Below are 12,848 nucleotides of genomic sequence, written 5' to 3'. Positions count from 1 at the left end.
GGGTGCGGCGCGCCGGGTCCCGGCGCGCCGCACGGGGACTACTTGCTGACGGTCACGCTGAAGAGGTCGAGCTCGCGGAACTGGGTGGGCTGGACGTCGTGGAGGCGCGACGACCAGGCCGCGGTGCCGGACTGCCACCAGATCGGGATGGTCGGCATGTCCTGCAGGACCAGCTTTTCGGCCTGCTGGTACAGCGCCTGGCCCTGCTGCTGCGACGGCGCGGCGTCGGCTTCCTTGAGCAGCTCGTCGACCTTCGGGTTCGAGTACTGGCCGACGTTCGAGGCGGCACCGGTGCGGAACAGCGGGTTGAGGAAGTTCTCGATCGACGGGTAGTCCGCGACCCACGCCGAGCGGTAGATGCCGGTGACGCTGCGGTCGTTCAGCTTCGAGCGGAAGTCGCCGAGGGTGGTCTGCGGGGTGAACTTGCAGGTGCGGCCCAGCGAAGCCTGGATCTGCTTGCAGATGACCTCCATCCACTCCTGGTTGCCGGAGTCGATGTTGGACGTCAGCTCGATGTCACCCTGGAACCCGGACGCGTCGAACAGCTGCTTGGCCTTCTGCGGCTCGTAGGTGCACAGCTCGCCGCACTGGTTGTCGAGGTGGCCCTGGACGTTCGGGGCGACCAGGCCGTCGGCCGGGGTGCGGCCGCCGTTGAAGACCTGCTGGATCAGGGCCTTCCGGTCGATGGCCATGGAGATCGCCTGGCGGAACTGCGGGCTGTCGTAGCGCTTGTCGAACAGCGGGAACGCGATGGCCTGGTAGCCGAGGTAGGTGTAGGTCTTGCGCCGGTTGTCGGGCAGGTCCTTCTTGATCTTGCCGCCCTGGGTGGAGGTCCACGGCGTGAACGAGAGGAAGTCGAGCTTGTTGGCCAGGACGTCGGCGTAGGCCTTGTCGAGGTCGGTGTAGAAGCGGAAGTCGATGCCGCCGATGTTCACCTTCTGCGTGCCGGCGAAGCCGTCGAACCGCTTGACGACGAGGTCCTTGCCGGGCGTGTACGACTCGAACGCGAACGGCCCGTCACCGATCGGGTGGGCTTCGAAACCCTTGCGGTCGGCGAAGAAGCTCGCGGGCAGCGGGAAGAACGCCGCGTAGCCGAGCTGGACGCCGAACTCCGAGAACGGCGCGTCGAGGGCGACGGTGAACGTGCTGTCGTCGACCAGCTTCAGGCCCGAGAGCTCCTTGCTCGCCGGCAGGGCGGCCGGCTGCTTGCCGTCCGCGGTGGCGTTGTTGACCTGCGCGAAGCCCTGGACGTGGGAGAAGTAGCTGGCGCCCGCCATCAGGTTCGGCGAATAGGCGGTGTAGTTCCACGCGTCGACGAAGCTCTTCGCGGTGACGGGGGTGCCGTCGTGGAACGTCCAGCCCGACTTGAGCTTGATCGTCCAGGTCTTCGAGTCGGTGGTGCTGATCGAGTCGGCCACGGCGTTGTGCGGGGCGGCCGTCTTGGCGTCGTACTCGATGAGGCCGCGGAACAGCGTGCCCAGCACGCTGATCCCGCCGACCTCGGTGGTGTTGCCGGGCACGAGCGGGTTGGCCGGCTCGGTCTCGCTGTAGCTGACGACCGCGTCGCGGTCGATGTTCGCGGCGGCGGCCGCGGGGGCGGCGGCCCCGTCGGGGGTGCTGGCGGCGGTCGTGCCGCCCGGGGTGCTGCACGCGGAGAGCGTGACAGCCAGTGCGGCGGCCGCGCACACGGCGACCTTGAGCTTGCGCATCGGTTTCTTCCTTAGGTGGAGGGCGGATCGGGGTGGTTCGGGGTGGGTCAGCGCCGGCTGGAGGTGATCCCGAGGGCCAGCGGGAACGCGGGCCGGCCACCGAGCAGGTGGGCGCCGGCGGTCTGCAGGATCCGGTCCTGCGCCACGATGTGCTGGCACATCGTGGTGGTGTCGCGCAGCCAGCGGTCCAGCGGCGAGGGCCGGTAGATCGCACTCGTCTGCACCAGGTCGTAGAGCCGGGTGACGATCGAGCGGGCGGTGCGGAACGCGTGCCGCCGCGACAGCGGGAGCGCGGCGCGCTCGGACGGCGTGAGGTCGTCCAGGGTGCCGCCCGCGGACAGGACTTCGTGCTGCCGGCGAAGGGCGCCGTAGACGCCTTCGCGAGTGGCGTTGAAGTCGGCTTCGCAGTCGGCCAGGGTGACCTGCGTGCGGTAGTCCTCCGCGCGGCCGGCGGCGACGGAGAGGTCACGGGCGTGGTCCAGCGCGGCGCGGGCGACACCGAGCGCGACGCCCGGCATGTTCCGCATGTGCACCTCGGGCTGGGCCAGCGGGCCCGTCCCGCTGCGGACGTCCGAGAAGACCAGCGTGTGCTCGGCGGGCACGAACACGTCGGTGATCGTGTAGTCGCAGCTGCCGCTGCCCGCGAGACCGGTGGTGTGCCAGGTGTCGATCACCTCGACCTGCGCCTTCGGCACCATGAGCAGGATCGAGTCGTGCGGGGCCCCGTCGGCGCCGGGCTCGGGGGCGCCGTCGCGGTAGAGGAAGGCACCCGAGACGACCCAGTCGGCGTGGGTGACGCCGCTGCCGAACTGCCAGCGGCCGGTGAGGCGGTAGCCGCCGGGGACGATCTCCGCGCGGCCGTTGGGGAACAGCAGGCCCGCGGTCGCCATGTCCGGGCTGGGGAACATCTCGTCGGCGACGGCGCGGTCGAGGAAGGACGCGTAGAGACCGGTGTCGGACCCGATCATCGCGCACCACCCGGCGCCGGCGTCACCGTAGGCGATGGCCTCGATCACCGCGGTCTGCTCGGCCGAGGTAAGCTCAGGACCGCCACGGTCCTTGGCGAACCCCATCCGGAAGACGCCGGTGGCACGCAGCAGTTCCACGACGTCGGCGGGCAGCCGCCGGGCCCGCTCGATCTCCTCGGCGCGCTCCCGGAGCACCGGCGCCAGTGCCTGGGCACGGGCGAGGACCTCCGCGGCGGTATCGGGCGGCCTGACGTCACCTTCGGGCACGGACAGCGGCTCGACAACGGTCATCTCATCACTTCCTCGGGGCTCCAACTGCAGGTCGCGGACTCGGTCCGGCCGCGTTGGAAGTGATTCAAGGCTTCCGTTTAATTGATGGAAACCATTGGCCACCAAGGAAAATCAATACCGTGTGATTTGAGGTAGACGAGTGGGTAACGACGGCGGGCCGAGCTCAGCCGGTGACGGCGCTGTTCACGGCGCCGAAGTCGAGCCCGCCCTCGAGCGCGCTGTAGGTGCCGTGCCCGAGCAGCTCGACCGCGGCGTTGCGGGCGACGGCGTAGGCCGCCTGGGCGATCGCGGTGCCGACGCTGATCCGGCGGACGCCGACGGCTTCCAGCTCCGCGACGCTCGGGGCGCCCGGCCACACCATCACGTTGACCGGCAGCGGGCTCTCCTTGACCAGGAGGCCGAGGGTCTCCAGGTCGATCAGGCCCGGCACGAACAGGCTGTCGGCGCCGGCCGCGGCGTAGGCGCCCGCCCGGGTCAGGACGTCGTCGAGGCGTCCCTCGGCCTCGCCGATGCCGAAGAGGTAGACGTCGGTGCGGATGTTGATCCACAGCTCGGGCAGCCCGGCCGCGGTCGCCGCGTCGCGGGCCGCGCGGACCCGGCCGACCTGGGCGGGGACGTCGAACAGCGGCCCGCCGGGTGCGGTCGAGTCCTCCAGGTTGATCCCGACGGCGCCGGCCTCGACGATCGCGCGCACGGTCGCGGCGACGTCGTCGTCGGACGGGCCGTAGCCGCCTTCGATGTCGGCCGTCACCGGGACGTCGACGACCTGCACGATCCGGGCGACCAGGGCGGCCATCTCGGCGCGCGTCAGGCCGTGCCCGTCCGGCCGGCCAGCCGACCAGGCGACCCCGCCGCTGGTGGTGGCGATCGCCGGGGCCCCTGCCTGCGCGATGAGGGCCGCGCTGGCGGCGTCCCAGGCGTTCGGCAGCACCAGCGTGCGGTCGTGGTGCAGGGCACGCAGTGTTTCGGCGAGCCCTCGCTGGACGCTGTCCATGGACATTCTCCTCGTTCCTTCGGTTACTTCGGTGGGTCAGGCCGCCAGCGTGGGGACGCCGGCGGCGATCAGGTGGGTCGCGGCGAACGCGCGCCACGGGTGCCAGGCCTTCGCCAGGCCCTCGCTGTCGTCGAGGATGTCGTTCGCCAGCAGCGTGGTGCAGAGCGTCCGGTCGGCGGCGGGGAAGGCGTCGGCGTAGCCCAGCCGCAGCGCGATCTGGTGGGCGGCGCACTCCCCCACCCCCGGCACGGCCGTCAGCGCGGCGGTGAAGTCGGCCAGGCTCGTGCCGCCGTCCAGCAGGGTCTCGTCGGCGGCGACCGCGGCGGCGAACCCGCGCACCGTCTTGGCGGTGGCCGCGGGCAGCACGCCCGCCAGGTCCGCGTGCGCGAGCGTCTCGGCCGAGGGGAAGAGGTGGGTCAGCCCGTCCTCCAGGCCGGGGACCGCGGTGCCGGCCGCCTCGACCAGCGCGGCCAGCTGCCGCCGGACCAGCGGCCGCGCGCTGCGTTGGCTCAGCACCGCCTCCACCCCGATCTCGAAGAACCCCCAGGCCCCGGGGACGCGCAGGCCGGGACGCGCGCGCAGCAGCGGGGCCAGCACCGGGTCGTCGCGCAGCGCGGCCTCGGCCGGGGCGGTGTCGGCGTCGACGCCGAACATCCGCCCGACGCGGTCGACGACGTGGATGATGCCCTCCCAGAACGGCATGTGCGCGATCAGCAGCAGGTGGTCGTCACCGCCGCGGCGCACCTCGACGACGCCCGCCTCGCCGTCGATGCTGATCGTGCGCCGGTAGACGCCGTCGAGCACCGACTCGACGCCCGGGACCGCGCGCTCGCCGAGGAACGTGCTCAGCGCCTCCCAGTGCAGGGGCGGCGCGAACGGCAGCCGCATGGCCAGGCCGCCGTCCGCGGCGAGCCGGTCGGCGCGCCGGCGCCGGTTGCGCAGCTCGACCGGGGACGCGCGGAAGACCAGCTTCATGTCGCGGTTGAACTGGCGGAGGCTGCCGAACCCGGAGGCGAAGGCCACGTCGGCGACCGTCAGGTCGGAGTCGTCGAGCAGGCGGCGGGCGAAGTGCGCCCGCCGGGAGCGGGCGAGCTGGTCGGGCGTCACGCCGAGGTGGTCGTGGAAGAGCCGGCGCAGGTGCCGCGGGGACACCGCCAGACGCTCGCCGAGAGCCGCTTCCGTCCCGGTGTCCAGCGCGCCGGCGATGATCAGCTGGACCGCACGGCAGACGAGCTCAGGCGCCTCGGCGCCGACCGGGCCCGCCACCCGGTACGGGCGGCAGCGCAGGCACGCGCGGAACCCCGCGGCCTCGGCCTCGGCCGCCAGCTCGAACGTCTTCACGTTCTCCGCGAGCGGCTTCGCGCCGCAGCCCGGGCGGCAGTAGATGCCGGTGGTGACCACGGCCGAAAAAGTCGTCATGACACAGGTGTAGGGGATGCGCGGGCGCGAAGCTAGCCACATCCGGACATGCCGCACGGGGGCGTATCCGGGCCGCGGAGATCGTGTCCGGATCTGACCAGACTCGGCCGCTCGCGCCCGGCAGAGTCTTCCTCAACGGCGGCGCGCCGGACGCGCACCGCACTAGAGAGAGGCACTCCGATGCTGGCGAAGGTGTTCCCCATCCCCCTCAAGCCGGGCAAGCAGGACGAAGCGGAGAAGCTCGTGCACGAGTTCGCGCCGCTGGGTCCCGGGCAGGAGGACGGCACCCTGTCATTCCGCGTCTACCGCGACCCCGCCAAGCCGGACTACCTGCTGTTCGTCGAACACTTCGCCGACCAGGCCGCCTACGACGCCCACACCGGGTCGGCCGCCTACCAGAAGCTGATCGCCGGCCAGTTCGCCGACCTCATCCTGGAATTCGTCGAAATCGATCACGAGCAGATCGTCGGGCTCTGATTTTCCCGCACCGGCCGGATGCAGCAATCGCTGCGTCCGGCCGGACGCTTGTGTGGTGAATTGCGCGACCGACAGGTCACGCTCCGAATTCCCCGCACCGCGGATCGCCCCCGAGTTGATTTTCCGGAGGAGACAACTCTGCCGGTCAACTCGCCCGGCGGCTGGAATGTGTACGCCGCTCCTCGGCCCGAGGCCGATTCCGGTGCGGCGCACCCGTTCGCAAGCCACCAGGAGGCTCCACCGTGACCCCGATCACCGACAAACCCACCGGCGTGCTGGCCGTCCTGCGCCGGACTCCGACGCCGGTGCGGTACCTGCTCGGCGGCGTGCTCGTCAACCAGCTCGGCGCGTTCGTCCAGACGTTCATGGTGCTGTACCTGGTTTTCCGCGGCTTCTCCGCGGGCCAGGCCGGCCTCGCCATCGCCGCGTACAGCATCGGTTCGGTCCTCGGCGGGCTGGCCGGCGGGGAGCTGGTGCACCGCATCGGCCCGCGCGCCACCATCTTCGCCGCGATGCTCGGTTCGGCCGTGGTCCTCGCCGTCGTGCCCCTGTTCGCCAGTCCCGGGATGTTCGTGGCACTGCTCGTCGCGCTGCTGCTGGCCGGCCTCGCGACCCAGAGCTACCGGCCCGCGGCGGCGGTCCTGCTGAGCGAGCTGATGCCCGCAGACGATCGGGTGATGGGCTTCTCGATGATGCGCACCGCCCTCAACCTCGGCGCGTCGCTCAGCCCGCTGATCGCCGCCGGGCTGATCCTGCTGGACTGGAACCTGCTGCTGTGGTTCGACTCGGCCACCGCGGTGCTCTACGCGTTCCTGGCGATCCGGCTGCTGCCCGACCACCGCGTCGAGCGCGAGGCACCGTCGGAGCGGGCCGATACCGGCACCCGGGCGGCCTACGCGACTTTGCTGCGGGACGGGCGTTTCTGGTTCTTCCTGGCGTCGGTGCTGATCGGCTCGATCGTCTACGTCCAGTACACCGTCGCGCTGCCGCTCAAGATCAACTCCGAAGGCCACCCGACGTGGCTCTACAGCGTCGTGCTCGTGACCGCGTCGGCCGTGCTCATCCTGTGCGAGCTGAAGATCACGTCGTTCGTCACGCGCTGGCCGGGGCGCGTCGCCGCCACCGCCGGCACCGCGCTGATGGGACTCGGGGTCGCCGGCTTCGGCATCAGCGGCGGCTCGGCCGTCGCGCTGATCGTGTGTACGGTGGTGTTCGTCTTCGGCATCATGATCAACGGCCCGACCATGTTCGCCTACCCCTCGTCCTTCCCGTCGGCCGTCAAGGCGCGCTACATCAGTGCCCACCAAGCGACTTTCGGCCTCGGGATGGCGCTCGGTCCGCTGTTCGGCGTCGCCACGTGGGTCGCGCTGGGCAACGGGGTCTGGTGGCTGTGCGGCGCGCTCGGCCTGGTGGCGGCGCTGTGCGCCCTGCTCGGCATGACCGCTCCCCGCGCACGCGTCGCCGTAGCCTGACCACACAGCAGCGCCCCGGCCGCCCGCACCGCGCGGGCGGCCGTCGAGCGTTCGCACAATTCACGCGATGGATGTAAAAAATCACCGGAATTCACCGGAAAATCAGACACACATTACACGAACGGGCCAACGACACCGCCATGCAGCGGAAGAGATACCAGCCGCCGTCAGCGACGCTGAGTGAGTAAGGGGAAGGGGATTCACATGGGCAGACCGGAAAAGCCCGTCAACACGTCCGGCGGCGTCGCCACCCAGTTCGCTCGGGAATTGCGCGAACTGCGAGCACGGGCCGGAAATCCGACATACCGGGAAATGGCCCGGTCGGCGATGTTCTCGTCGTCCGTGCTCTCGAGCGCGGCGAGCGGCAACAGGATGCCGTCGCTGCAGGTGACCCTCGCGTTCGTCGCCGCGTGCGGCGGCGACGACGAGGCGTGGCGGCGGCACTGGCACGTCGCCACCGGTGGCTATACGCAGCCCTCGATCGGGGGGCGCACCAGAAGACCGGCACTGTTCCAGCGGCGCGGCGGGGTTCCGTCGCACCCGGCTCAACTACCCCAGCGGCCGCGGGGGTTCACCGGCCGCACGACCGAGCTGGCGTGGCTGCGCTCACCCGGGGACACGCCCATGGTGATCAGCGGCCCGGCCGGGGTCGGCAAGAGCGACCTCGCGCTGTACTACGCCCATTCGGCCGCGGCGGACCTGCCCGACGGGCAGCTCTACGCCGACCTCGGCGGCCTGCGCCACGGCCTGGCCGGCGCACCGGCCGCACCGGAGGCCGGTGACGTCCTCGACGGCTTCCTGCGGGCCCTCGGCGTCGAGGACCTCTCCGGCAGCTTCGACCACCGCGCCGGCGTCTACCGCACGCTCCTGGCCGATCGCCGGCTCCTGGTGCTGCTGGACAACGTGCAGGACGAGCAGCAGGTGCGCCCGCTGCTCGCCGAGACCACCACGAGCACCACGCTGCTGGTCAGCCGCAAGCGGCTGCTGGGCCTGCGCGACGTCGACCGGTTGCAGCTGACCCCGTTGTCGCGCGGCGACTCGATCGCGATGATCACCGCCGCGCTGCCGCACCTCGCCGTCACCGCCGGGCAGGACTGCGCACGGCTGGCCGAGCTGTGCGGGGACCTGCCGCTCGCGCTCGACCTGGCCATCCGCAAGATCGCCTCGCGGCCGCACCTGACCCTGCGCCGCGTCGTCGAAGAGTGGCGCCTGAACGACAACACCGTCGACTGGCTGAGTGTCGGGGACCTGTCCATGCGGTACTCCCTCGAGTCCGCCTACCGCACGCTCAGCCCGCCCGCACGGGAATTGCTGCACCAGCTCGCCCGGACCCCGGCCGGCACGCCGGGGTCCCTGCCTCCGGGCGAAGACGAGCTGGCCGAGGAAATCGCCGACGCCGGTCTGCTCTCCCACGCCGACCCGTACCTCGACGGCCGTGGGCTGCCGCAGCCCATGCGCGCCTTCGTGCTCAGCACGATCGAGCAGCAGCACGGCCACGAATACCGGGCCATGGCGGGGCCCGTGTCCGCCTGACGCGCCACCGGACGGCCCGGCAACGTCGCCCGCCGTCCCGTGACGCACCATTTCCCCTCGATTCCGGGGCGGCCATCCGGGTGCGGTCAATCGCACCCTCACGTCGGCATTCGCCGTACCTGTACCACTTTGTCCCCTCCCGCGCGTCCTCGGGAAGAGCCGATTGATTGTCCTTTCCGGACAACGCTCCCAGCCAAGTCCGCCATGGCCTGTAATCAGCAGGGAACCGGCGTGCGTTCCGCACGCCGACGCCGGCAGGACCTCGTATCCGGCCCCCGCCCCCTTCACGGCCTCGCCGGCCGTTTTCCGGAAGGACAGGACATGCTCGACAACGGCATCCCCGTAAGGATTCCGGAGCCCGACGGGGCCGGCCGGGCCGCCGAGCGCCACCGCCCGGCCGGCACCCCGATCCGCCCGCGTCTCGCGCCGGCGGAAGAGCTGCCGCCCAGGGTGGTGCGGCCGACCGATTTCCGACACTACAGGCCCTATCTCGCGATGGCTGCTTCGATCATGCTGCTCGTCGCCGCGATCTGGGTTTCCTCGGTGGCGCACCCGAACGCGGCGTGGCACACCATCGCGTTGTTCGCCCACCTCGCCTCCCTCGTCCTGGGTCTCGGCGCGGTGCTGGTGGCCGACTACTTCTTCGCGTTGTGGGTGCTCGGCCGCTCGACGTTCGCCGAAGCCGTCCGCAGCACCTCCCGGCTGCACCTGCTGGTGTGGGCCGGGTTGACGGGCCTGGTCGGCAGCGGCGCGCTGCTCGAGCCGAACCTGCACGCGGCCGCCACGGTGGTGAAACTGGCGCTGGTGGCCGTGCTCACCGTCAACGGCGTCCAGGTCATGGAGCTGGGCAAGCGGATGGCCGTCGTGGCCGGACCCGTTCCCCGGCGCCTGCTCGTGCGCGGCGGCCTCACCACGGCGGTCTCGCAGCTGTGCTGGTGGGGCGCCGTCGTGATCGGGTTCCTGAACGCCAACCGCTGATTCCCCTGCCGTTCCCGCGCCCGGCGCGGTTAATCGACCAAGATCGGGAACCTCCACGTGCTTTCACCCATTGTCGCCGCCGAAGCGGCGAAGCTGTCCGGATCTGGCCAGACCTCCGGCCACGCTCCCGGGCACTCTGATGACCCCGGGCCGGAGATCGGAAACCCGGCCGGGGAAAGAATCGAATGGAGATGTGATGATCACCAAACTGGTGCGCGCGGTGTCCTCGGCGATGCGGCCGGCGACCTCGGCCACGACGATCGCCCAGCGCCTCGACGCGGCGCGGGCGCAGCACCTCATGACGATCGAGCTGTTCCGCCTCCGCGGCCTGGGCTGACCCGGGCCGCTCGATTCGCCGGGCCCCACCGGCCGCCTTCGGACGTCCACCGTCGTACGTCCGGACGCGGCGAACCCGCGGTACAGCACCGATCCGGCCGGGCGCCCCCACTCGAGGGCGCCCCGCCAGCCCGTACCGCCCGCCCGACGAAACGAGTGACCATGACCAGCACCGTCCCGCGTGTCTCCCCGGCCACCACCGAGGAAGCCCCGGTCTCCCACCGCAGGTTGCTGATGTGCGCCGCGGACTACTTCCGGATCGACTACGAGATCAACCCGTATATGCACGTCGGCGTCCAGCCCGACGTCGCGGCCGCGGTCGCCGAGCACGACCGCATCGTCGCCGCGCACCTGGCCGCCGGCCGCAAGGTGGAGTTCGTCGACGCCGACCCCGGCTGCCCCGACATGACTTACACGGCCAACGCGGCGGTCGTCCGCGGCGACCGCGCGGTGCTGGCCACGCTCCCGCCGGAGCGGGCCGCGGAAACGCCGCACCACCGGGCCTGGCTGGAGGAAAACGGCTTCGACGTCGCGGAGACGCCGTACGCGTTCAGCGGCCAGGGTGACGCGCTGGCCTGCGGCGACCTGCTGCTCAGCGCCCACGGCCAGCGCACGGACTTCCGCGCGCTCGACACGCTGTCGCGGCACCTCGGCTACGAGGTCGTGGCCCTCCGGACGACGAGCCCGCAGTGGTACGACCTGGACCTGGCGGTCGCGGTGATCCACCCCGGCCGCGTGCTGGCGTACAACCCGCAGGCGCTGGACGCGCCGAGCCTGCGCACGCTGCGCGGGCTCGGCATGGACCTGATCGAGGTGGCCCCGGACGAGGCGGCGGCGTTCGCGCTGAACCTGATCAGCGACGGCCGCACGGTGACCATGACCAGCGGCGCGCCCCGCCTGGCCGCGGACCTGCGGTCCCTGGGCCTGACGGTGGTGCAGCTGGACACCACCGAGCTGCGCAAGGGCGGCGGCGGCATCCGCTGCACGGCCCTGACGCTGGACAACCCGGCCTGACGCCCCGTGCCTGGCGAGCCTCGCGCTCGCCAGGCACGCCGTCGCCGCTCGCGCGGGTGCCCCGAAACTCGACCGAAACTCTTTGCCCGGCCACGGCGCCGCGTGCTCTCCTGATCGCGGACAGTGAACATCGTCGATTTTCGTCCAGGTCACCGACGACTTGGTTCCCAGCCCCGGAAAGCGCCGGCGGGGACTCGACCCCGAGGTGGACAGCTCCTGGGCGGGAACCCGGAAGGAGATCTCGGATGGCGGGAAGTTCGTCAGGCCTGCGCGGCAACCGGTGGTGGCGGTCCTCGGTCGGCCGGGTACTGGCCGGAGTCACCACCGTGACCGCCGTGGCCGCCGTCCTGGTGGCCGCTCCGGGCGCCGACGCCGCGGCAAGCACCCTGGGCGCCGCGGCCGCGCAGTCCGGCCGGTACTTCGGCACGGCGATCGCCGCCGGCAAGCTGAGCAACTCGGCCTACACCACGCTCGCGGCGCGCGAGTTCACCATGGTCACGCCCGAGAACGAGATGAAGCCGGACGCGACCGAGCCGAACCAGAACCAGTTCAATTTTTCGGCGGGCGACCAGGTCTACAACTGGGCGATCAGCCACGGCTCCCAGGTCCGCGGGCACACCCTCGCCTGGCACTCGCAGCAGCCGGGCTGGATGCAGAGCATGAGCGGCACCACGCTGCGCAACGCGATGATCAACCACATCCAGAAGGTGATGGCCCACTACCAAGGGAAACTCGCGTACTGGGACGTCGTCAACGAGGCCTTCAACGAAGACGGCAGCCGCCGGTCGTCCAACCTGCAGAGCACCGGCAACGACTGGATCGAGGTCGCGTTCAGGACCGCCCGCGCGGCCGACCCGTCGACCAAGCTCTGCTACAACGACTACAACATCGACAACTGGAGCTACGGCAAGACCCAGGGCGTCTACAACATGGTGCGGGACTTCAAGTCCCGCGGCGTGCCGATCGACTGCGTCGGCCTGCAGGCCCACTTCACCGGCGGCAGCTCGGTTCCGGGCAACCTCCAGACGACGATCGCCGGCTTCGCGGCGCTCGGCGTCGACGTGGCGCTGACGGAGGTCGACGTCACGAACGCGTCGACGTCGCAGTACGCGGCGCTGACCCAGGCGTGCGTGAACGTCGCGCGCTGCGTCGGCATCACGGTGTGGGGCGTGCGGGACAGCGACTCCTGGCGCTCCGGCGAGAGCCCGCTCCTGTTCGACGGCAACGGAAACAAGAAGGCCGCCTACAACTCGGTGCTGAACGTCCTCAACTCCGGAGGCACGACCACCACGCCGACGACGACCCCGACGGGCACCACCACCCCGACGACCCCGACCACGACCCCGGGCGGCGGCAGCTGCAGCGCTTCGCTGTCGGCCGGCCAGTCCTGGAGCGACCGGTACAACCTCAACGTCTCGGTCAGCGGCGCCAGCTCGTGGACGGTGACCATGACGGTGCCGGGCCCCGCGAAGATCATCGCCACCTGGAACGTCAACGCCACCTGGCCGAGCAGTCAGGTCATGACGGCGACACCCAACGGCAGCGGCAACAACTTCGGGGTGACCATCCAGCACAACGGGAACCGGAACTGGCCGAGCGTCAGCTGCAGCACCTCCTGAGGGGGCGGTGGGTGACTCGTCCGCGAAGGCAGGACTTC

General features: G+C 71.1%; 11 protein-coding genes. 7 read left to right on the top strand and 4 right to left on the bottom strand.

The genetic code is table 11. The features are described from left to right. Positions 1-38: 38 nt before the first annotated feature. The 4 genes from MUY22_RS28335 to MUY22_RS28320 form a co-directional block, all read right to left on the bottom strand. Positions 39-1,709: an ABC transporter substrate-binding protein gene (locus MUY22_RS28335; protein WP_247049506.1), complete on the bottom strand. Its 1,671-nt coding sequence runs from the start codon at positions 1,707-1,709 to the stop codon at positions 39-41. Between the two features lie 47 nt (positions 1,710-1,756). Then, positions 1,757-2,968 carry an acyl-CoA dehydrogenase family protein gene (locus MUY22_RS28330; RefSeq protein WP_247049504.1) on the bottom strand — a complete coding sequence of 404 codons (1,212 nt, stop codon included), beginning with the start codon at positions 2,966-2,968 and terminating at the stop codon, positions 1,757-1,759. A 163-nt stretch (positions 2,969-3,131) separates the two neighbouring features. Then, positions 3,132-3,962, bottom strand: a complete 831-nt coding sequence (locus MUY22_RS28325; protein WP_247049502.1) for an isocitrate lyase/phosphoenolpyruvate mutase family protein — start codon at positions 3,960-3,962, stop codon at positions 3,132-3,134. A gap of 36 nt (positions 3,963-3,998) precedes the next feature. Then, on the bottom strand, positions 3,999-5,381 hold the full coding sequence (locus tag MUY22_RS28320; RefSeq protein WP_247049500.1) for an AlkA N-terminal domain-containing protein: 1,383 nt from the start codon (positions 5,379-5,381) through the stop codon (positions 3,999-4,001). 192 nt (positions 5,382-5,573) lie between these two features. Here MUY22_RS28320 and MUY22_RS28315 point away from each other — a divergent pair, with 192 nt between their 5' ends. From MUY22_RS28315 to MUY22_RS28285, 7 genes are all read left to right on the top strand, one after another. After that, positions 5,574-5,858, top strand: coding sequence for a putative quinol monooxygenase (locus tag MUY22_RS28315; RefSeq protein WP_247049498.1), 285 nt, complete (start codon positions 5,574-5,576; stop codon positions 5,856-5,858). Between the two features lie 242 nt (positions 5,859-6,100). Then, a complete protein-coding gene (locus MUY22_RS28310; protein WP_247049497.1) occupies positions 6,101-7,330 on the top strand; it encodes an MFS transporter in 1,230 nt (409 codons plus the stop codon). Positions 7,331-7,534: 204 nt separating this feature from the next. After that, a complete protein-coding gene (locus MUY22_RS28305; protein WP_247049495.1) occupies positions 7,535-8,863 on the top strand; it encodes a helix-turn-helix domain-containing protein in 1,329 nt (442 codons plus the stop codon). A 495-nt stretch (positions 8,864-9,358) separates the two neighbouring features. Continuing rightward, positions 9,359-9,841, top strand: a complete 483-nt coding sequence (locus MUY22_RS28300; protein WP_247049493.1) for a hypothetical protein — start codon at positions 9,359-9,361, stop codon at positions 9,839-9,841. Between the two features lie 196 nt (positions 9,842-10,037). Then, entirely contained in the window at positions 10,038-10,178 is a 141-nt protein-coding gene (locus MUY22_RS28295; RefSeq protein ID WP_247049491.1) for a hypothetical protein, read from the top strand. Positions 10,179-10,339: 161 nt separating this feature from the next. Then, positions 10,340-11,191, top strand: coding sequence for a dimethylarginine dimethylaminohydrolase family protein (locus MUY22_RS28290; protein WP_247049488.1), 852 nt, complete (start codon positions 10,340-10,342; stop codon positions 11,189-11,191). A 245-nt stretch (positions 11,192-11,436) separates the two neighbouring features. Beyond that, on the top strand, positions 11,437-12,810 hold the full coding sequence (locus tag MUY22_RS28285) for an endo-1,4-beta-xylanase (protein WP_247049486.1): 1,374 nt from the start codon (positions 11,437-11,439) through the stop codon (positions 12,808-12,810). Positions 12,811-12,848: the final 38 nt, after the last annotated feature.

Source organism: Amycolatopsis sp. WQ 127309, assembly GCF_023023025.1.
GTDB lineage: Bacteria > Actinomycetota > Actinomycetes > Mycobacteriales > Pseudonocardiaceae > Amycolatopsis.
Note: the sequence above shows the minus strand (reverse complement) of the source record. Positions and strands in the feature narration are given on the sequence as shown.